12 protein-coding genes are annotated in these 21,655 nt (G+C 43.3%); 5 read left to right on the top strand and 7 right to left on the bottom strand.

What is annotated here, in order from left to right; genetic code table 11:
- Positions 1 to 61 precede the first annotated feature (61 nt).
- The 4 genes from NH462_RS07525 to NH462_RS07510 form a co-directional block, all read right to left on the bottom strand.
- Entirely contained in the window at positions 62 to 5,917 is a 5,856-nt protein-coding gene (locus NH462_RS07525) for a FimV/HubP family polar landmark protein (RefSeq protein WP_253105236.1), read from the bottom strand.
- A gap of 289 nt (positions 5,918 to 6,206) precedes the next feature.
- Positions 6,207 to 7,223, bottom strand: a complete 1,017-nt coding sequence (locus NH462_RS07520; protein WP_010369374.1) for an aspartate-semialdehyde dehydrogenase — start codon at positions 7,221 to 7,223, stop codon at positions 6,207 to 6,209.
- A 37-nt stretch (positions 7,224 to 7,260) separates the two neighbouring features.
- Positions 7,261 to 8,385: a 4-phosphoerythronate dehydrogenase gene (locus NH462_RS07515; protein WP_253105233.1), complete on the bottom strand. Its 1,125-nt coding sequence runs from the start codon at positions 8,383 to 8,385 to the stop codon at positions 7,261 to 7,263.
- 83 nt (positions 8,386 to 8,468) lie between these two features.
- Positions 8,469 to 8,789: a DUF6419 family natural product biosynthesis protein gene (locus NH462_RS07510; protein WP_010369380.1), complete on the bottom strand. Its 321-nt coding sequence runs from the start codon at positions 8,787 to 8,789 to the stop codon at positions 8,469 to 8,471.
- A gap of 533 nt (positions 8,790 to 9,322) precedes the next feature.
- On the opposite strand from NH462_RS07510, the gene fadE reads away from it, so the two are divergent.
- Entirely contained in the window at positions 9,323 to 11,776 is a 2,454-nt protein-coding gene (gene fadE, locus NH462_RS07505; protein ID WP_017218115.1) for an acyl-CoA dehydrogenase FadE, read from the top strand.
- 120 nt (positions 11,777 to 11,896) lie between these two features.
- Here the strand turns inward: fadE and NH462_RS07500 are convergent, their stop codons facing one another.
- A complete protein-coding gene (locus NH462_RS07500; protein WP_253105232.1) occupies positions 11,897 to 14,155 on the bottom strand; it encodes a DUF5916 domain-containing protein in 2,259 nt (752 codons plus the stop codon).
- A 150-nt stretch (positions 14,156 to 14,305) separates the two neighbouring features.
- Here NH462_RS07500 and NH462_RS07495 point away from each other — a divergent pair, with 150 nt between their 5' ends.
- Positions 14,306 to 16,312 (top strand): winged helix-turn-helix domain-containing protein, encoded by a 2,007-nt coding sequence (locus NH462_RS07495; RefSeq protein ID WP_253105230.1) that lies wholly within the window; start codon positions 14,306 to 14,308, stop codon positions 16,310 to 16,312.
- Positions 16,313 to 16,321: 9 nt separating this feature from the next.
- On the opposite strand, the gene NH462_RS07490 is transcribed toward NH462_RS07495, so the two are convergent.
- Both NH462_RS07490 and NH462_RS07485 read right to left on the bottom strand, forming a co-directional pair.
- Positions 16,322 to 17,395, bottom strand: coding sequence for a DUF6136 family protein (locus NH462_RS07490; protein ID WP_253105228.1), 1,074 nt, complete (start codon positions 17,393 to 17,395; stop codon positions 16,322 to 16,324).
- A gap of 1 nt (position 17,396) precedes the next feature.
- Positions 17,397 to 17,990 carry an ATP-binding cassette domain-containing protein gene (locus NH462_RS07485; protein ID WP_253105227.1) on the bottom strand — a complete coding sequence of 198 codons (594 nt, stop codon included), beginning with the start codon at positions 17,988 to 17,990 and terminating at the stop codon, positions 17,397 to 17,399.
- A gap of 280 nt (positions 17,991 to 18,270) precedes the next feature.
- Here NH462_RS07485 and NH462_RS07480 point away from each other — a divergent pair, with 280 nt between their 5' ends.
- The 3 genes from NH462_RS07480 (at position 18,271) to NH462_RS07470 (ending at position 21,631) form a co-directional block, all read left to right on the top strand.
- Positions 18,271 to 18,930, top strand: a complete 660-nt coding sequence (locus tag NH462_RS07480; protein ID WP_010369395.1) for a hypothetical protein — start codon at positions 18,271 to 18,273, stop codon at positions 18,928 to 18,930.
- Between the two features lie 650 nt (positions 18,931 to 19,580).
- Positions 19,581 to 21,200 carry an aromatic amino acid ammonia-lyase gene (locus NH462_RS07475; RefSeq protein ID WP_253105226.1) on the top strand — a complete coding sequence of 540 codons (1,620 nt, stop codon included), beginning with the start codon at positions 19,581 to 19,583 and terminating at the stop codon, positions 21,198 to 21,200.
- A 137-nt stretch (positions 21,201 to 21,337) separates the two neighbouring features.
- On the top strand, positions 21,338 to 21,631 hold the full coding sequence (locus NH462_RS07470; RefSeq protein WP_010369398.1) for a phosphopantetheine-binding protein: 294 nt from the start codon (positions 21,338 to 21,340) through the stop codon (positions 21,629 to 21,631).
- The last annotated feature ends 24 nt before the right edge of the window (positions 21,632 to 21,655 follow it).

Here is a 21,655-nt window from a genome sequence, read left to right as displayed (position 1 = left end):
GATGATGATACTGACCAAACAAGGCAATTACTTTGTTTGGTTGGTATCGTTGAAGTGAGTATTAAGGCTCTGTAAGACTGGATTTAAGCGACTTTGCCTCAGCTTGCACTGAATCTGGGCCGTTCTCAATAACATCGTTGAGCGTTGATATCGCCGAATCATAATCTTGAATTTCGATGTAAGCTTTCGCTAAATCTAATTTAGCGGCAAATCCTTCATCCTCTAAATCAACATCCGTGGTATTTTCACCCGCTAATAGCTCTTCAAAATCGCCAAGCCCAACGTCCATATTTGCGCCAACGTAAGGTTCAACATCGCCATCAAGGTCGTCGCTTTGTTCAAGTAAGTCTTCAATTTCTAAGTAATCTTCTGTACCTTCGGCATCCGTTGGTAGCGCTTGGGCTTCCCCTGCGACCAATTCGTCTTGTAACAAGCTATCGAAATCTACTTCGAAATCTTCTGCATTTCCGGCGTCAAAGTCACTGGGATCATCCAGTTCGCTGAGTAGAGCATCGAAGTCTGCTTGGGTGAAGTCAGCCATAAATTCTTTTTCAATTTCGGCTTCATTGACCTCTGGTAATTCAGATTCTGTTTGTGGCTCAGAAAGTAGAGTTTTCAAGTCATCTTCATCGTTGAATTCAGACAGAGTCTCTTCGCCAAAATCTGCATTTAATTCAGGCAGCTCGTCTTCGATTTCAAGCCCAGGTTCAGACTCAAACGTGTCACTTTCTGCTTCTTCAACCTGCGCTTCAGGCTCGTCTTCAAGCAAAGCCTCTTCATCAAAATCTGCAGTTAACTCTGGCAGCTCGTCTTCGATTTCCAGATCTGGCTCGGACTCTAGCGTGTCACTCTCAGCTTCTTCGACTGGTGCTTCAGGCTCATCAGCAAGCAAAGTCTCTTCATCAAAGTCTGCTGTTAACTCTGGTAACTCGTCTTCAACTTCCAGTGCAGGTTCAGACTCAAGCGTATCACTTTCAGCTTCTTCGACTGGTGCTTCAGGCTCATCAGCAAGCAAAGTCTCTTCATCAAAGTCTGCTGTTAACTCTGGTAGCTCGTCTTCAACTTCCAGTTCAGGTTCAGACTCAAACGTATCACTTTCTGCTGCTTTGACCGGCGCTTCAGGCTCGTCTTCAAGCAAAGTCTCTTCGTCGAAATCCGCAGTTAACTCTGGTAGCTCGTCTTCAACTTCCAGTTCAGGTTCAGACTCAAGCGCATCGCTTTTAGCTTCGTCGAGCGGCGCTTCAGGCTCATCAGCAAGCAAAGTCTCTTCGTCGAAATCCGCAGTTAACTCTGGTAGCTCGTCTTCGATTTCAAGCCCAGGTTCAGACTCAAACGTGTCACTTTCTGCTTCTTCGACCTGCGCTTCAGGCTCGTCTTCAAGCAAAGCCTCTTCATCAAAATCTGCAGTTAATTCTGGCAGCTCGTCTTCGATTTCCAGATCTGGCTCGGACTCTAGCGTTTCACTCTCAGCTTCTTCGGCTGGCGCATCAGGTTCGTCTTCAAGCAAGGTTTCTTCATCGAAATCTGCAGCTAACTCTGGCAGCTCGTCTTCGATTTCAAGTGCAGGTTCAGACTCAAACGTATCCCTTTCTGCTTCTTCGACTAGCGCTTCAGGCTCATCAGCAAGCAAAGTCTCTTCATCTTCGATTTCAAGCTCAGGTTCAGACTCAAGCGCATCACTTTCAGCTTTGTCGAGCGGCGCTTCAGATTCGTCTTCAAGCAAAGCCTCTTCATCGAAATCTGCAGTTATCTCTGGCAGCTCGTCTTCGATTTCAAGCTCAGGTTCAGACTCAAACGTATCACTTTCTGCTTCTTCGACTGGTGCTTGAGGCTCATCAGCAAGCAAAGTCTCTTCGTCGAAATCCGCAGTTAACTCTGGTAGCTCGTCTTCGATTTCAAGCTCAGGCTCAGACTCAAGTGTATCACTTTCTGCTGCTTCGACCGGCGCTTCAGATTCGTCTTCAAGCAAAGCCTCTTCATCGAAATCTGCAGTTATCTCTGGCAGCTCGTCTTCGATTTCAAGCTCAGGTTCAGACTCAAACGTATCACTTTCTGCTTCTTCGACTGGTGCTTGAGGCTCATCAGCAAGCTCAGGCTCAGACTCAAGTGTATCACTTTCTGCTGCTTCGACCGGCGCTTCAGGCTCGTCTTCAAGCAAGGTATCTTCGTCGAAATCCGCACTAAATTCAGGTAAATTATCTTCATCAAAGCCAGAGATTTCATCGTCGAGAAGATCGTCATCAAGCCCATCCTCTATATCAAATTGAGCGTCATTGGATAATGCTTCTGATAGTGCTTTTTCAGTTTCGCTTTGCGAGTCAGTAGTTTCAAGCTTTTCGCCAAGTTCCAGCTCAGGGTAACTATCTAGCTCTGCGCTTGGTTGCAGATCTTCTTCGTCAAGAAACTCTTCTTCTGCCAGTAAATCCACTTCGTCATTAAGTGGATCATCTCCCAGCTCAATTTCAACTTCTTCATCCGAAAAGTCGTCTTCAAGTTCAGCATCCAACTCAAACTGTTCTTCGGCTTGAAGCTCCTGTAATAGCTCATCAACACTTTTTAAATCAGGATCTTCAAATTCACTGTCGTCGTCAGCTTGAACATTCTCATCACTAAAATCTGCTTCATTGGCTAGATCGGACTGTAATGTATCTTCCACCGGTTCTTCAGATGATTCAGGAATAGCATCCTCTTCATCCAACATACCAGACAAGTGTCCTGACTCCGTTTGCTCAGACTCTGCTAAATGCTGTTCAGACCCCAGTTCAGGCTCGTCAGATTCTTCTTCCAGCTCTGGCAAATCACCTTCTGGCGCTTCGTCTAGTAATGCATCAAGATCGTCATCGGCCAGTTCATCAGATTCTTCTTCCAGCTCTGGCAAAACATCTTCTGGTGTTTCGTCAACTAATGTATCGAGTTCGTCATTTTCCAGTTCATCAGATTCTTCTTCAAGCTCTGGCAAAACATCTTCTGGTATTTCGTCAACTAATGCATCTAGTTCGTCATTTTCCAGTTCATCAGATTCTTCTAGCTCTGGCAAAACATCTTCTGGTGTTTCGTCAACTAATGCATCTAGTTCGTCATTTGCAAGTTCATCAGATTCTTCTTCCAGCTCTGACAAAACATCTTCGGGTGTTTCGTCAACTAATGCATCTAGTTCGTCATTGGCCAGTTCATCAGATTCTTCTTCCAGCTCTGGCAACACACCTTCTGGTGTTTCGTTAACTAATGCATCGAGCTCGTCATCGGCCAATTCATCAGATTCTTCTAGCTCTGGCAAAACATCTTCTGGTGTTTCGTCAACTAATGCATCGAGTTCGTCATCGGCAAGTTCATCAGATTCTTCTTCCAGCTCTGGCAAAACATCTTCTGGTATTTCGTCAACTAATGCATCGAGTTCGTCATCGGCAAGTTCATCAGATTCTTCTTCCAGCTCCGGCAACGTATCTTCTGCAGATTCGTCTAGTAACTCATCTAGATTGTCATCTGCAGGCTCACCAACTTCTTCTTCAAGTTCTGCTAATGCGTCTTCTGGTACTTCGTCTACTAATGCATCGAGCTCGTCCTCTGTAGACTCACTACCTTCCTCTTCAAGATCCGGCCACTTATCTTCCTGCGCTTCACTTAATAAAGCATCAATATCATCGCCAGCTAGATCATCGGACTCTTCTTCCGGTTCCGGCAACGTATCTTCTTGCGCTTCATCCAATAAAGCATCAATATCATCGCCAGCTAGATCATCGGACTCTTCTTCCGGTTCCGGCAACGTATCTTCTTGCGCTTCATCCAATAAAGCATCGATATCATCACCAGCTAGATCATCGGACTCGTCTTCTAATTCCGGCAACGTATCGTCCTGTGCTTCATCCAATAAAGCATCAATATCATCGCCAGCTAGATCATCGGACTCTTCTTCCGGTTCCGGCAACGTATCTTCTTGCGCTTCATCCAATAAAGCATCAATATCATCACCAGCTAGATCATCGGACTCTTCTTCCGGTTCCGGCAACGTATCTTCTTGCGCTTCATCCAATAAAGCATCGATATCATCACCAGCTAGATCATCGGACTCGTCTTCTAATTCCGGCAACGTATCGTCCTGTGCTTCATCCAATAAAGCATCAATATCGTCATCAGCAAGATCACTAGGCTCTTCTTCTAATTCCGGTAACGTATCTTCCTGCGCTTCATCTAATAAAGCATCAATATCATCACCAGCAAGATCACCGGATTCTTCCTCTAATTCCGGCAACGTATCTTCCTGCGCTTCATCCAATAAAGCATCGATATCATCACCGTCGAGCATATCTGACTCTTCGTTAATTTCAGCTAACGTATCGTCTTGCACTTCATTTAACAGGGCATCAATATCATCACCCGCAAGCTCAGTGCTTGGTTCCTCAAAATCAGGCAATGCATCATCGTCAGCATCTTGAGAGGCATCAAGTAGCGCATCGATATCATCGGCATCGACTAAGCTCTCACTATCAAAATTGCCGCTAAATTCGGGCTCTTCATCTAGCGCACCGTCAAGAATTGAATCGATATCATCATCGTTTGCAACAGCACCAGCTTGCTCATCAGCGAGTTCCTCGCTCAGGGCTGCAAGGGCATCATCACTAACATCAATTTCTTCATCTTGAGACTCATTGAACAAATCATCAAGATCGCTGTCACTTAAAATATCTTGGCCATCATCAACATCAAGCGAAACTTCATCACCAGTCTCGTCAAAGCTCTGTTGCATAAAGTCTTCATCATGATCATCATCAAACGAAATATCTTCATTTAGTAAGCTATCTAATTCATCTTGGTCTAACGTATCACTTCCTTCATCGAAGTCGTCATCAAGTGAGTCAAAGGTAATTTCATCGTCTTCAGGTAAGATATCGTCATCTAACTGTACGCTTGCGCCCAGTGCGTCTTCATCGTCGCCCATTCCGATATCAAGTGGGTCTGGCTCAGGGTCAAATGCAGTCGCAGCGGTTGCAGCTCCCGCCGCCGCAGCGCCTGCAGCCACAGATGGTGTTTGCGGAAGAAAATCGTCGTCATCTGTCGACGCTTGAGATTGATTTCTTCGGCGTAGAAACATAACGAATCCAGCAATTGCCAGTAGTGCCGGTAATGTGGCAAGTAACGCAATGCCAGCTGGTGAGCTAAAGAATGTGCTTAACTCGCTACTTTCTTGCGCTTTTGCCTGAGCTGCCTGCTGATCAATCATTTCATTTTGCAAGTCAATAACAGCCTTGAGCTGTTGCTGGATTTCGCTGTCTTTACCAAGTTGGGTACGAACCGTTTGAAGTTCAGTAGAAATAGCGCCGAGCTGCTGTTTTAATTTATTGTTTTCGGATAGGATTTCTTCAACATTACGCACCGAGGATTTGAACTCTTTTTGTAAGTCCATCAGGCGCATGTCCTGTTCCATTTTTAAAGAGCGCAGTTGATTAGTCAGGTCTTCTTTTGCTTCTTCTACATCGACTTTACGAGCTTGTGTAACCTTTTTTTCGGCTTCGTTTATTGCATTTGGATTCAATAATCCCTTACGCTTCATTTCCCAAAGTTTGTCATCTTGATCCGACTTTTGCTTTGCCAACTCAGGGTTAACACTGCGAATTTCATTGATGGTAGGAATACGTAAATACGCCCCATCCTGCATATGGTTGAGGTTTTTATCTAGAAATGAATTAGGATTTTTATCGTAAAGCGCCTTCATCACCTGATAAATGGTGACCGAGTCATCTGGTCGCACTTTTTGTGCTATACGCCACAATGTATCAGTGGGTCTGATAGGCCCTATTGACCGACCTTGAGCCCCATAATCAACCCCTTTAGGGCCTTTTAGCACTACCCCCTCTTGGGTATATACTGGTGTGGCAATCAGTGCGAATACAAAGATACTAAATAAGGCTAAACCGCGCATGCCGATCCTTTACTCAAATGTTTAACACCCGTTAAACGACGTTTTATTATTATGGCTTTGAAGCAAGCTCTATTCCAAATGCAAACTATAAACCAGATATGTTGGAATATCCATTGCAACGTATTGAAAGTTAACATGGTTATAATGCTTTTTACTGATTTTGGAATAGCTGATATAGGTGAAGAATAGTCAAGTATTTGACTTAACGGCAAACTTCTTGGCAGAAGTTTGCCGTTATAGCGCGGAAAAGTAAGCAAAACTCTGCTTACTTTGCGATATCAATGGGTACTTATAGATAGCTTTCTATCAGGGCTTCTGCAATTTGGATGCTATTTGTTGCGGCACCTTTTCTAGTGTTGTCTGATACCACCCATAAGTTTAAGCCTAGTGGATGTGAAATATCTTGCCTTACACGACCTACATAGACGGTATCGTTACCACTTGCATCACTTACCGGTGTTGGGTAATCATTTTCGTCTTCAATTAGCTCAACACCCGGCGCATCAGCAAGTAACTGCTTAACATGTTCAAGATCATAAGGCATGCGCGTTTCAAGATGAATGGCTTCAGCATGACCGAAAAACACAGGAACGCGAACCGCAGTCGGGTTAACCAAAACACTCGAATCGCCCAAGATTTTTTGCGTTTCCCACACCATCTTCATTTCTTCTTTGGTGTAACCATTTTCTTGGAACGCATCAATTTGAGGAATGACATTAAAAGCGATTTGTTTGCTAAATACTTCGTTTTCCATCGGTCTTGCATTCATTAAGTTTGCAGTTTGCTTAGCCAACTCATCTACCGCTTCTTTACCTGCGCCAGATACCGCTTGGTAAGTTGAGACATTAATTCTGTCAATGCCATAGGCATCATAAATTGGTTTAAGTGCCACTAGCATTTGGATTGTAGAGCAGTTTGGATTAGCAATGATGTTACGATTTCTAAAATCTGCAAGACTGTCTTTATTCACCTCAGGAACTACTAATGGAATATCAAAGTCGTATCTGAAATGTGAGGTGTTATCTATCACAATGCAGCCAGCTTCAGCGGCGATTGGTGCATATTTCTCTGACACGGCACCACCCGCTGAAAACAAACCGATATGGGCATTAGAAAAATCGAATTCTTCAACATCCAGAACTTCGATTTTTTCACCCATAAAGTCAATTTCTTCACCCGCGCTTCGGCTACTCGCGAGTGGGTACAATGTGTCTACAGGAAATTTTCGTTCCGCTAGTAATTCGATAATTTGCTTGCCAACAAGACCTGTTGCACCAAGTACCGCAACATTATATTTTTGCGACATTATTTTTCCTCATTCTGTAATATACCAACCATTGCACTTAACTCTTGTGCTCAGAAAAGCCAAGTTGGTAAAGCTTTTCACTGATTGGTGAGTCATTATTGACTGCAATTGTACTAAATTCTCGACGCACGGGATATGCCTTACGCAAGGTATCAAAGCCTAATGTGTTTAGCTGTTTTCTCATGATGCCATCATCGCGACGAATGTCGTAAACAAGATGCGCTAAGTTGACAATATCCTGCTCGTTGGCTGTGCTTTGCAATTGGCAGCCAGTGACACTTGGCTTAGGGAGAAAATCACTAATCGTTTTGTTGGCTGGTAAATCGAACTCTCGGCATACGGCTTCGTATAACATTTGCGTGCCTCGTGCCTTGCCTTCTAGCGTATGGCCGGCAATATGTACAGAGGCAAAACGAGTATATTGCAATAATGGCTGCAAAATATTCGGCTCATTTTCCCAAACGTCTAAGATCAGCTCAAGCGTTTGCCCCTTCTCTACCGCGTGCAAAAGCGCTTGATTATCGATAACATCTCCACGGCTTGCATTGATTATCACCGTACCCGGCTTTAATGCCGCTATCCGCGGTGCATCAAGTAGGTGAACCGTTTTATGCGGGCCCTGCTTAACTAATGGAACGTGAAATGTCACGATATCCGCGCGCGCTAAGGCTTCATCTATGGCTACATGTGAATCCAGTGTCCCCGCTTGCTGCCTTACGGGGTCACACAATAGTATCGTAAGACCAAGCCCTTTAAGCTTTGATGCCAAACACGCGCCAATATTACCAACACCAATGATGGCAATCGTTTTATCTTGAAGTGGCGTGGAGGTTTCTTGTGCGTACGCAAGTAAAGCGCTTATCACGTACTCGGCAACAGCTATCGCATTACAACCCGGTGCGCTGCTAAACGAGATATTGGCGCTGTCCAGCAACGAGGTATCAATATGATCAATCCCTATTGTCGCAGTCCCCACAAATTTCAGTTTATCGGCTTTTACTAACAGGGCCTTGTTGACCTTAGTGACTGAACGAGTCAACAGAATATCGACATTTTTTAGCTCATCAGGTTGAAGGTTACGGCCATCAAACCGAGTTACCTCACCAATTTCACAGAAGAATGACTCAACTAAGGGCATATTTTGATCGGCTAATATTCGCATGCGGGTTTCCTATCACCTATTGTCTCGAGTACTCAGGCGATAACACATCGCCTGAGTCGAGTTTAACATGGCAAGGTAGGCGACTAATAATAAAACCTTTTATTTTGTGTCACCGTTTTATTGCAACCAAAGGCTATTGCGAAAAACATCACACAGCATACAAAAACGACCGCTCCCTTAAGACTTAACCAACCTCCTGAATCAAGTAAAGGACAAAACGTCATGGCCAACACATTAATACAACACAATAATAAAGCCCAACGGGTATAAGCACGGTAGCCAAGTAATGCGGCAAACAAGCTGCTAAAAACATTAAAAATTACCGCTTCAGGAAAGAGGTGAAAGGCCGACAACATAGCCGTGAAGGCCAAAATAGTGACTAGATAAAAAATACTCTGCTGCATCTTGTTTCTCCTTAACGTGGACAGCTATATCAACCGCTACACTAGGGCGTGGCGGTGAATCCTAACTCACATAGCGACCAAAAAAATGGACTGCATTTGCTACTCCTTAGCAATTCTTAAAAGCACCATTTCGTGGCTATGCTTAACCCAATTGTAGAAACATTAACGTGTATTTCAATGCAAATCAGACATGAAGTTTTGGCAATTATAATGCACAGATAACGAACTTCTCTGAAAGAAATTTCATGTGCATTTTCGTCATATTGCACTACGTTCATTACACTTAAATATCGATCAGTAATTAATAGCGTTGAAAATTCTCTCAGGTTATAGCTGGGGGTGTAATCAATAACTTTTAAATTACTGACATAAGAAGCATGACTCATTTAACACTCAGATTAAGTACAAAACGTAAATAATATGTCACAACAAGGCATCAACTAATTCGCATACAGGGTATGAAGACGCTTGAAATATCAGCGTTAACCAGCTAGTCTAGCTTGGTGGTCAGACCTCTTATAAGGAAGAACAACATGACACTTATATTTGTTCTCGCATTGTTAGCCTTGCTCAGCGCAGCAAGCTATCATCGCGCAAGCTGGAATACCGCTCTAGGTATTGCAGCAGTTACAATGCTAGTTGGCACCTTTGCTGGTGCATTTGGCATTATATCTTGGTTAGTTTTCTTAGCGATTGTTATTCCGCTTTCAGTAACGAACCTGCGTCAGCAGTACATCGTGGCTCCGGCATTTAAAGCGTTCAAAAAAGTTACGCCAACAATGTCAGAAACCGAGAAGTCAGCGATTGATGCAGGTACTACTTGGTGGGAAGCCGATCTATTTTGTGGTAACCCAAACTGGGATAAACTTCATCAGTTTCCAAAGCCGCGTTTGAGCGTTGAAGAACAAGCGTTTTTGGATGGTCCGGTGGAAGAAGTGTGTGCCATGCTTAACGATTGGGAAGCAACACACGAGCTGACTGACTTACCGCAAGACGTGTGGCAATACTTAAAAGACAACAAGTTCTTTGCGATGATCATCAAAAAGCAATACGGTGGTCTTGAGTTTTCAGCTTACGCGCAATCTTGTGTACTACAAAAGCTTACCAGTAAATCAACTTTACTTTCGTCTATCGTGGGCGTACCTAACTCGTTAGGCCCAGGTGAACTACTTCAGCACTACGGTACTGACGAGCAAAAAGAGCACTACTTACCTCGCCTTGCTGTGGGTGATGAAATCCCTTGTTTTGCATTAACGTCACCGGAAGCGGGCTCTGATGCTTCATCGATCCCTGACTTTGGTGTGGTATGTAAAGGCGAATGGGAAGGTGAAGAAGTATTAGGTATTAGCCTAACGTGGAACAAACGTTATATTACTTTAGCACCTGTTGCGACAGTCCTTGGTCTGGCGTTTAAGATGCGCGACCCGGACGGCCTATTAGGTGATAAAGAAGAGCTAGGTATTACTTGTGCTCTTATTCCTACAAACACGCCTGGCGTAAAAATTGGCCGCCGTCACTTCCCACTGAATGTGCCATTCCAAAATGGTCCTACCCAAGGCGAAAACGTGTTTGTACCACTCGATTTCATTATCGGTGGCGCAAAAATGGCAGGACAAGGCTGGCGCATGCTAGTTGAGTGTTTGTCGGTTGGTCGTGTTATTACGCTACCTTCAAACTCTGCCGGTGGTATTAAATCCCTTGCAGTTGCAAGTGGCGCATACAGTCGCATTCGTCGCCAGTTCAAACTTCCTATCGGTAAGATGGAAGGGATTGAAGAGGCACTAGCGAAACTTGGTGGCTATGCGTATAGCTCCGATGCTGCGGTGACTATGTCAACTGGCGCGGTAGATTTAGGTGAAAAGCCTTCGGTTGTTTCTGCCATTTTGAAGTACCACTTAACCGAACAAATGCGTGCTTCAACCATCCATGCCATGGATATTCATGGTGGTAAAGGGATTTGTCTAGGTCCAAACAACTATGTTGGCCGTGGTTACCAAGGTGCACCAATTGCAATTACGGTAGAAGGTGCAAACATCCTAACCCGTAACATGATCATCTACGGTCAAGGCGCTATTCGTTGCCATCCTTTTGTACTGGCTGAACTTGAGGCTTGTTCTATCAAAGATAAACAAGAAGCGCTTGATAGCTTCGATAAATCATTGATGGGTCACATCGGTTTCACTATGTCGAACTTGGTAAGAACTAAGTGGTTAGCGCTAACCGGTGCACGTTTCACCAAAGTACCATTTAACGATGAAACTGCGGTTTATTATCGTAACGCTGCTCGTTACAGTGCATCATTGGCATTAATGTCTGATATTTGTATGGCTGTATTTGGTGGTTCACTTAAGCGTAAAGAGCGTATTTCTGCACGTTTAGGCGACCTATTAAGCTACCTTTATCTGGTTTCTGCAACGCTTAAGCGCTATAACGATGAAGGTCGCCGTAAAGAAGACTTACCGTTTGTTCAATGGTCTTGTCAGGAGCACCTGTACCTTTGTCAACGTGCCCTTGCTGACTTAATCAACAACATGCCTTCTGCTGCATTACGTGGCCTGTTGAAAGTGGTCCTGTTCCCATTTGGTCGTCCGGTTCGTAAACCAACCGACAAAATGGAGCACAAACTTGCTCAGTTACTTCAAGTACCTAGCGAAACGCGTGACCGCCTTGCAACACATATCTACTTAAAAGATGAGCCGCTGTGCTTGCTTGGTAAGCAAGAGCAAACGCTAAAAGACATTCTTGCCGTAGAGCCGTTATTTGAAAAGGTATGCCGTGGTACTGGTAAAAAGTTACCGTTTATGCAACTTGATAAAGTGGCAGCAATGGGACTTGAAGCAGGTGTACTGAGCGAAGACGAAGCAGCTAAATTGACTGCCGTTGAAGCAAAACGTCTTGCCGTTATCAACGTTGATGACTTTGACCCTGAAGAGTTACTTGCCGGTAAAGCAAGAACTAAGGAATCAAGTAAAGCAGACGCAGCATAACTATTTTTGTTTAGGTAGTGCTATCCATACTACCCTAGCAATTAGCGTGGATATAAAGGTCAGAATTTTCTGACCTTTTTTCTTGGCAGATTAGAGCCGGGGGAACACAGCTCTAGTGATTTAAAATAAATATCGCACCTTAAACGTCACTAAGTCTTGCACTGGTTGCTGCCATAAATCGGCGACACTCCCAAACCAGTCTCTGCGCCCTACTTGCGACTTTTCAAGTGTCGAAAAGTTTGCACCTCCTCGCTGATACACTAAAAAAATATCTGAATATGCACCCATGCGATAACGCAGTTTTATCTGGCTTGCTAAGCGCCTGTCGTCAAAGCTGGTATCAGCATGAACTTCACGAAGCTCACCGTTGGTAATTTGATAAATCGTCTTGCTTTGCGCTTCAAGTATCGTCCACTGTAGCGAACCACTGAGTTCAAGGTTGTCGGTGATCCGGCCATTAAATTCAAACTTATTGGAAAACTCATCTCTGTCGTATTCACTCAAGCGGTTTTGCCCGTTCGCCATCAGCCAGCCATCACCGCTTCTAAAGAAATTACTCAACTTAAGGTTCCAGTTGTAGTGTGGCATCCAAGTCAAATCCACGGCGTATTGCTGTGCTGAGCCTGATATTCCTTCTTGGTCAAGCTCAACACTTGCTGCCCAAGAAAAATCTCCCACATAAGGGCTTTGATAAAATACTCGAGACTCCACACGGCTTGGCATCTCAAACACCTCAGTGCCTCGCCCTAAGTTGTCTTGTTTACCACTGGTGTAATAATCTAGCCCGAGGTTGAGCTGACCACCATTTGCCAACAAAAACTGCGCTAAATATGCTTGTCTGGCTGCTAAACCTGTTCCTGCATTATTTTGCTCATGCCTCAGTGTGAGTGACTGCTTTAATCTGGTAAACCAGCTGTCTTTTGGGTGCACCGAGTATTCACCATAAAGCTCGCTCACCTGCCAATCATTGCGTTTCATATAGCCGAGATCACGGTTATCAAATTCGTCATCCACAGCAAAGTAGCGCGCAGCGAACTTCGTCTGTAACGAATGTTGATACTCCGCGTCTAGCGATACACCTTGACCTGTAACACTTTGCTTTTGTGTTTCTACCTCAGTTTGTAATAGCGCGCCTTTGAAAGACCAAGTATCACTACGATACTGACCATCAAGGGCATAACTCATGGCATCGCGCTTAAGAAACGGCCTGTCTGTTTTGGTTGCAAGCACACCCGCTTGCCAATCTTGCGTGCGATAATTAGCTCTTGCTGCAAAAAACTGCTTGCCAATATCGTCCGAAAAGTCCGACTCAGACACGGCAAAAGTACCAAATTGTACCGACTTTCCTTTATGTACAAATCGTAGCGCCGCATCTATAGGGGTGATCGCGCGTGAACCGTCATCACTTGATGCCCCTATACGACGAGTATGAATAAGCTTAGTGCTTTCAAGTGCAGCAACTTCAAAAAGGCTGATATCTTGGGTGAAAAATGGACGTTTGTCGGTGCGAAGCGTTTCCACGGCCGAATAATTCACGTCAACATCATCAATATCCACCTGACCAAAGTCAGGATTCACTGCAAGACTCACCTTCTGATGATGAGAAGGCTTGTAGAACAAATCAAAGCCAACATCGGACTGGTGCTGGCGCTCTGAAGGCGAAGTGCCTACAGGTGCAAATTGAGCCTGATGCGCAAAGTAAGGCACAAATGCCAATTGAGAATGCGCGGGGATCTGTGCTGTGATTTTTGGCATGGTCAGGAAGAAATCGCTATTTGCTGTTGTATCCTCATGGTTTGCATAGATAAAATTACTTTTAAGTTCATACAACTGTACCGAAACCCCAATTTTTGTAAGCCCCTGCTCATCTCCTGGCTGAAACGACACGGTATGCCAAGGGATCAATAATTCCGTGGTCCAATACGTATCGTCAATGTGATTGGCATAGTGCCAGTCCCCATCCCAATCGTAATCCACGTTTAAGCTTGGGGTTACAACACCATCTTGCGAGCCACCACCTAATGTCACCGAAAATTGATATGCACTACTACCGTCGCCTGAAAAGTCCACAACTACCCGATTGAAGTCAGCTTGCATAAAGCGGTCATGGATATTGAATTGTCGCTTACGCTCGGCTTTATTCTGAAAGTTTTTAATACCAATATAAACGCCGTCGGCGGTTGCAAAGGCTTTTGCGGTAATTTTGTCATTGGCAGAGGCCAAAGTTACAGGCACAACCTGAACAAATTGTTCAAAGTGCGTAGCAGAACCCCACTGCGCTTCATTCAACTTACCATCAACCACGATAGGTTCCGCAAGTACAGCGCCTGCCATCATGGGATAACTTAAACCGAGCCAAAATTTATTGCTTTTATTCATACATACTTTCCTCAGAGTTATGCCTGCTATTGCAACAAACTTTGCCGTAAAAAGTTCTTAACTTTTTCTGAAGAAAGCTGACTTAACCTTTATAAACATTGACTTAATCTTAAGAAACGCTAACGTTATGGGAACAATTGGTTTTGATTATTGAAATTGGTACTCGGCGTGCAGGCACAGGAAGTAGAGATGGTTTGTTTTGGACATTGGCAGTTTGATCTCCAGCAAGATTGCCTAACACATAGGCAAAGCCAAAAAACCGTAAAACTTGAGCCACAAATGGCAAGGTTACTCGCACTTTTTATTGAGCATCATAACGAAATGCTAGAGAAATATTGGCTTACCGAACAGCTGTGGCAACACGCGGTTGTCGAACCCAATAGCCTTTATCAGCTTCTGACTAAACTGCGAAAAGTGCTCGGGGATGACCCTAAAAACCCGATTTACATCAAAACCATCCCAAAGCGGGGCTATCGCTTTATCGCACCACTAGAAAGACATGAAATGGCACCTCGTCATACGGCAAAACCAGTCAACGTAATCGCCAAGTCTCGTATTTTCTCACTCAGTGCCGTCGCAATGGCGGTTCTATGCTTTGGCGCAATCGCCTTTTTTAATCAAACGCCAACTGAAAAAACACCATCACGCTACGAAACCTCAAACCTCAGTCATGAGCTTGGCCTTGAATTTGACGTTGATGCCCACCAAAGCAAAAATCTCATCGCCTATGTAAAAGATTTTACTCACCTTATTATTGCCAACAAACAAGGCTATCAATTAAATGAACACCGCTTTGATTCGCGGATCAGTTTTCCAAGTTGGAGTCCTGACTCAGACAAACTGGCTTTTTGGCAATATCAAGGTAGTGGCTGCCAACTTCACGTTATGACTGCCGCAGGGCAATTTTTTCATAGCTCTCAAATTCTTCCGTGCCAAGTTGGTACTAAACCCGTTTGGAAAAATGACAAAGAGCTCATCTTAACGTTCGGCCAATATAATGCCAAAGCAGCACACCTTTATCGGCTTGAGTCCCATCAAATGGTTAAGCTGCCACTTGCTTTGGCAGCCAATGAACAATTAAAAATGGCCCTTCGAGCGTGGCAAGACAAAACCTTTTATTTGATTCAAGATAAACAGCGGTTAGCAAGGCTACAAACGCTTGATGGCACGGTACATCTGCAGTGGTCAGCTCCAGTCACTTCGGTTGCGTTTGAGGTTTATCATCAAGCCGTGATTGCGAGTCAATATGGCAGCCTATCACGACACTTTAGAGACGGTGACAGTCAAGCCATCAAAGAAACGGAAATTGGCTTATACACGAGCTTCTCAAGCGATAATCGCGGCGATATATTCGCGGCATTGGAGAGTTTTCAAGTTAATATCAAAGACCGAGACGATCTCCCCTTATTTTCAAGCTCAAGCATCGATTATTTACCACTGACCAACAGCTTGGGAGAAACGGCATTTATGTCGAGGCGCAGCGGCGTATGCGAGGTGTATCTATATCGCGATGATAAAATCAGTCAGCTTTCCTTTCATCAGGGGCATGAGTACGTTGGTTTTTTAGTATGGAGTCCAGAGCTGAGCTATTTGGCCTCAAACCGTGATAACGATTTAGTGATATACGACCGAAAACGCCCACTCACCCAGTTCAATTCACAGCTGAGTCAGCCTATCAAAAGCATGGGCTGGATAGATGAGCAAACACTATGGGCTTATGACGGTGAGACATTAAACCAATACAGCTTGTCTGGGGCGCTTATCAGCAGCCATGACAGTACAGCTGACTTTGTCTTTTATCACCCTGAAAGACAAACTTGGTTTGTGCTACAACAAAACCTATTGCTGGAGTACGAGACGCTCTTCGAAAGCGACTCAGAAGCGTTAAATAAATATACGCTAAGTCAAAAGCAAACCAATCAATTTAGTAACTTAAGAATTCGCGGCAATGACATCTATTGGCAATCCGCTTGGTCAAAAGAGGACTACATTTGGCAACTCACGTTGATGCCAGAGCAAAACCCTACGCTTAAAAAAGTCGGCCACTTGATTTGGCACTACGATATCGACGCGCTTGGGGATCTACTCATAGCAAAAATGGAAAGTGTAGAAGGCGATATAAAGAAACTGACTCGCCTATCTGAAGCTGCCAACTAACGATTATCATTACAACAGCACATACGCGGTATAGCTCAGCACTAAAGTACTGAGCCAAGTCATAGCTAAATGCTGTGGACTTTTTAATGCACTTAACACTAAAAGTGGTAGAAAGGCATAAGGTAATAGACTCACTACACTCAGTCCCAATAACATATAGACAGGCACTGAAAAACAGACGGCGGCCGTCAGCACAATAATCCAAATACTCTGCTTTGCCGATTGCAGCTTATCTATATTCAACCAATATGCAGTACGGTCGTAGACTTCAGGTTTGAGATCAATGGCAAGGCTCGACCACCATAATAGATTTAACGTCACCAGACCTGGGACGTAATTTGCCATCAGATCGGGGCGCTCTGCGCTTAAGATCGCGCCAAACCATATCACCAATACACTCATCACAATGCGCCAAAGCAACACAAAATAGTGGTTGTAAGCAAAGCTCAGCCAAAATGTCGTCAATCCTTTAACCATTATCGATAGCGTCACTTTACGCGGTAGCAAAACTGCACAGCCAAGTGCTATTAGATTTACAGCAACCAAATACCAAGTAATTTCGATAACAGCAAAACTGATAATAGCTGTTATCAATAACCCAATACTGGTCCCCAAGGGTCGATAAATAAAACAAAGGGCAATGAAGAATTGCGTCACCGCAAAAACCAGTAATTGCCACGCTTGTGTGATTTTCTCAATTCCAATCGAATAGCAGAGAATTAGAGTCATCAATAATAAGGGATGAACAACAAGCACGGACAACCCATCTGCCACTTTTTGATGGATGGCACGATGGAGGATTGTGTGGTGGTAACTTCTGTGCGCTTTGTCCAAAACCGCATCTCTAAACACAAATAAAATAAAGCTTTGCGCCGCAAGTAATCCCCATGCAATTTGTACCTGTGCAATGGGATTATCACTTTCTACAATTTTACCTATACCCATAAATAGTATTGCGATAAAACCTAGCAGATAAACTTGAAACAATGCAGCTATCATCAAGCCAAATTGCTGAAGTTGCTGGCCTATCGATTGCAGCGATAAGGAAAGTGATGCTTTTCTGTAACGATAGTAATAAAGCATATTAACTACCCTGCTTTGGTGCTAAGGGAACAGAGCGAAATCCAACTTGTAAAAAAGGTTCAGGCTCATGACTTGTCATCAGCACCATGCCAGCGTAGTTTTGCGCAAGCTCAACGATATACTCGCAGCCTGCCGCGTCCAAAGCCGCTGTAGGTTCATCGAGCAATAAATAAGGGGTATTACGCATCAAAGCATTAATAAGCTGAAGCTTCTTTTTGTTACCAGAGGAGAGATCCGCGTAGCGCGTCATTAAAAAGGATTCAAACTGAAAGTCGTTTATAAGCTGCGAAGGAAAATCACATTGCCATGCGGTTGATGTGAGAGTTAATAACTCTTTTGCACGCAAAAAAGCAGGAAATGGAATATTGTCTGACGCAAGTGCAACAAGTGTTTGGCGTTTATCGATTTTCTTGTCTTGTAAAAGAATGTCGCCTTTGAACGCATCATCAAGCCCAGCAATCATACTCAGTAAGGTGGTTTTCCCTACGCCATTCGGCGCCGCTAAACAAATTCTATTATGATCAAACTGTTGTGAATAGTTGTCAAACAGTACCTCTTTGGAGAAACTTTTACTTAAAGATTTTATCGTTATCATCTTGCTCTACACTATAAATCCAAATAGGGATTTATATTTATGTTTAAAAATGTAGTTGTCATAAAACTTAACTTATTACAAAAGCCAATATTTATCACCTAGTTAGAAAGTAAAATGGCGAATACCACGTACCTTATTTTGTAACAAAGCCTTACATACTACATTTTCTAACATCTTATAAACATCATTAAGTAACCTTTCATTTTTCCATCCTATACTCTTGCTCCGAAATCGCTTGAATAACGACCTATGTTCAAAATATTGATAAAGGAGATCAACTATGAACTTTCGTATCCTAACTGCAGCCACCCTATCCCTATTAGCGGTTGCCTGTTCGTCTGAAGATGTCGAGACCGCCAACTTCGGTTCTGACATCTATAAAAACCAATATAACTTGGTTAATGCCACCGATTATGAAATTGCATTTCACCTTGCTAACACTGAACTAGACGGTGATGAACGAAATGTCGCTGACGATAAATATCGCGTCAAAGTACTAGCTTCCGGTTCAGAACCCGTACGCATAACACACGAACATAACACCAACCGTGAAATCAGTTTTTATGCTGAGTCAGTCAACAAGCTTGGCATGGTAGAACAAGAAAAAATTAAGGTGAGTAATGACCGAGATTATCACTTTGTGGTAATGCAGGATAGCAACGATACCTTAGATATAAAGGTTGTTAGAAAGTCTAAAGATGATCACGATAATAAATTTACCGTACGAGTATTAGCTTCTGAAACAATGACATTAAATATTAACGGTTCAGACGTTGAATTTGATAAAGGAGAAGTCAGTAGCTGGTATCAAGTGGATGACTGTAATCAAGATATTATGATGGGTGATGAGGTTATAAGTCTTTGCAATGCATCGCTAGACCGCTCTTACTTACTCGTCGTCGGTGAAACTGGATTAATGAGCACCGTTTTAGAATACTAATTAATCACCGTCTTTGAGGCTGCCGATATTCCGGCAACCTCAACGGTTAGCCGTCTAGATTTATATTTATAACGCATTTTTTATTCACAAAAAATTCAACTTTCTGTCGAAATAAGTCAATTCTATTCATTTTCAGATCCGACCATACAAAATAGTGACATTTGTCATAAGTCAGTTTTATTAAACTTTCCACGTACAATAAAAATAGAGTTTTAGCTTTAAAAATCAATTAATTCTTTATATCTCATAGAGATAAAAAATAGCTATTAACAACTCCAAATTGCAATCATTTTATAACATTTCAATTATGTTAACGTTAGATTTAATTAACATTAAAATGTCAAATTTTTCGTGTTGACACCCTGAAAACTCAGGCTTAACCTAGCCGCCGTTCTTAAAACACAACAATCAAAAAATCACATTTAATATTTTTTATTTACAAATAAAATAATCTTGTAACAAAGATAGCGACAATAGTATCGCGACAAAGCCGACCAAGTTAACGGATTGGCACACACGGGACGTTGGTTAAGTAGTACTCGCCTCTAACAAGTATGATTGGGTTTTCTAAACAGTTTCCGGTCATACAAAAATATAAGCATTGTGAAAATCACAATCGGATTCATTATTTTAGTCAGAGTAGGAAAGTCATGAACCAGTACAACACAGAAAAGGAAGCAATTCAGGTCGAGAAAAAGCTCGGTAGTATTGTTTTCATCTCGCAAGATCAATCACTTTCTCTGGAGTCAGTGCAAGATTACGCAGCTCAGCCCTTATCCAAAGTAAAATTGGACGAGTTGGCATTAAAAGCTAGAATCGAGCAAAACCGTCAATACCTGGACAATAAATTAGCAAATCAAGAAGATATATACGGCGTGACGACTGGTTTTGGTAACTCAGCAAGTAACCGTATTTCGACTTCTCTCTCTGAAGAATTACAACAAAACCTCATTGCTTATCATGGCTGTGGTGTTGGTGATTACCTTTCAGAGTCTGATTGTGCCGCGACTTTATTGATCCGCATGAACTGTAATGCCAAAGGCTTTTCAGGCGTTAGTTGGGAATTGCTGGCGCAGATGGAAACCTTCCTAAACAACCGCATCATCCCAGCTATCCCTTCTATGGGTTCTGTGGGTGCGAGTGGCGACTTAACACCACTTTCTTATGTCGGTGCCGCACTTGGTGGTAAGCGTAAAGTGTACTATCAAGGACAACTGCGTGACACCGCTGAAGTATTAGAAGAGCTAAACATTGCGCCATACAAGCTAAAGCCGAAAGAAGGTTTAGCTATCATGAATGGTACTTCGGTTATGTCTGCTATCGCCACGAATGCGCTAAAAGACATCCGCCGCGGCATTGATTTAAGCTGTAAACTGATCGCGCTTTATGTCGAACTTATCGAAGGTCGTGCATCGCCATTCCATAAACGCGTACACGAACTTAAACCACACCGCGGACAGCAGATCTGCGCAGAGAAAATTCTAGAACGCTTAACTAACGTCGATCAGCGTTTAGGTCGCAGAAACCGCACCGATGACAACATTGAGTTTGGCAAGCAAGAAACATTCAGGTTACAAGATAGCTATTCAATTCGCTGCTCTCCGCAGGTGTTAGGTCCATTAATTGATGCTGAGATGTGGGCATCACAGATCCTAACGACTGAAATCAACTCAGTGAACGATAACCCACTATTTGATGATGAGAACGACCTTATCCTTAACGCGGGTCACTTCTACGGTGGTCACGTTGCAGCGGTGTGCGATACCCTCAAGCCACTTGTTGCAAACATGGGCGCGTTACTAGAGCGTGAATTAGGCATTTTGGTTGATGACCGCCTTAACGGTGGAATTTCTAACAACTTGGTTGCGCGTGAAGATCTTGGCGACAAAGCTTGGGTACACCACGGTTTCAAAGCAATGCAAATTACCTCTTCTTCTCTTGTTGCAGAAGCACTTAAAAATGCAGGCCCTATGTCAGTATTTTCACGCACAACAGAAGCACTTAACCAAGACATCGTCAGCATGGGCACTATCGCCGCACGTGACCTTCGTCGTATTACAGATCTCATTAAGCCAGTTATTGCTATTCAGGCAATGGCGATCCGCCAGGCATTTTATGTTGACGGGAAAGATGCGAAAGCAGAGAAACTCAACGCACTTTCTCGCGAGTTTTTCGACGAAATTAGCAGCAACTTCCAACCAGTCATTGAAGATAGGCCGATGGATGTCGAAATCAACAATATGGTTAACGCCCTGTTTAATGAGCAGTAACCCTCTCTAAGTCATTTTTGAGATGACGATAACGCTATAGCTGGCAGCTTCACTGCAGCCAGCTAGGGCTTGTTGTTGCTCAAAAACCACTAATGAGACGTAAACTACACACCAAAGAAACTAAAAAGGATATAAAAATGAGTAGCTTAGAATCAATAACACAATTTATTAAACAAGACATCATTGTAGACAATTTAGAAGTGGTAGATAGCATTGATGAAATCGAAGATGATGCTCAACTTATCGGTGACGGTCTAGATCTAGACAGCATCGAGGTGCTCGATCTTGTGGTATCTATCGAGAAAAAATACAACCTTAAGTTCAAAGATTACCCAGAACAAACCATTCAAGAAAAAATGAAAAACGTCAGTACCTTAGCTAGCTTTGTTCACGAACAAGTTGAAGCACAAACAACAGCTGAAGCTTGTTGATCTGACCGTAACCATTTTCGCTTG

It is taken from the genome of Pseudoalteromonas sp. OANN1 (assembly GCF_024124685.1).
Lineage (GTDB): Bacteria > Pseudomonadota > Gammaproteobacteria > Enterobacterales > Alteromonadaceae > Pseudoalteromonas > Pseudoalteromonas piscicida.
The sequence above is the reverse complement of the archived record's forward strand: the minus strand, read 5'-3'. Positions and strand labels throughout refer to the sequence as shown.

What these genes read in the sequence shown, in the direction of transcription:
- NH462_RS07475 (WP_253105226.1), top strand. Translation starts at nt 19,581, where the DNA reads ATGAACCAGTACAACACAGAAAAGGAAGCAATTCAGGTCGAGAAAAAG.
- NH462_RS07485 (WP_253105227.1), bottom strand. Translation starts at nt 17,990, where the DNA reads ATGATAACGATAAAATCTTTAAGTAAAAGTTTCTCCAAAGAGGTACTG.
- NH462_RS07490 (WP_253105228.1), bottom strand. Translation starts at nt 17,395, where the DNA reads ATGCTTTATTACTATCGTTACAGAAAAGCATCACTTTCCTTATCGCTG.
- NH462_RS07480 (WP_010369395.1), top strand. Translation starts at nt 18,271, where the DNA reads ATGAACTTTCGTATCCTAACTGCAGCCACCCTATCCCTATTAGCGGTT.
- fadE (WP_017218115.1), top strand. Translation starts at nt 9,323, where the DNA reads ATGACACTTATATTTGTTCTCGCATTGTTAGCCTTGCTCAGCGCAGCA.
- NH462_RS07470 (WP_010369398.1), top strand. Translation starts at nt 21,338, where the DNA reads ATGAGTAGCTTAGAATCAATAACACAATTTATTAAACAAGACATCATT.
- NH462_RS07520 (WP_010369374.1), bottom strand. Translation starts at nt 7,223, where the DNA reads ATGTCGCAAAAATATAATGTTGCGGTACTTGGTGCAACAGGTCTTGTT.
- NH462_RS07515 (WP_253105233.1), bottom strand. Translation starts at nt 8,385, where the DNA reads ATGCGAATATTAGCCGATCAAAATATGCCCTTAGTTGAGTCATTCTTC.
- NH462_RS07510 (WP_010369380.1), bottom strand. Translation starts at nt 8,789, where the DNA reads ATGCAGCAGAGTATTTTTTATCTAGTCACTATTTTGGCCTTCACGGCT.
- NH462_RS07500 (WP_253105232.1), bottom strand. Translation starts at nt 14,155, where the DNA reads ATGAATAAAAGCAATAAATTTTGGCTCGGTTTAAGTTATCCCATGATG.
- NH462_RS07525 (WP_253105236.1), bottom strand. Translation starts at nt 5,917, where the DNA reads ATGCGCGGTTTAGCCTTATTTAGTATCTTTGTATTCGCACTGATTGCC.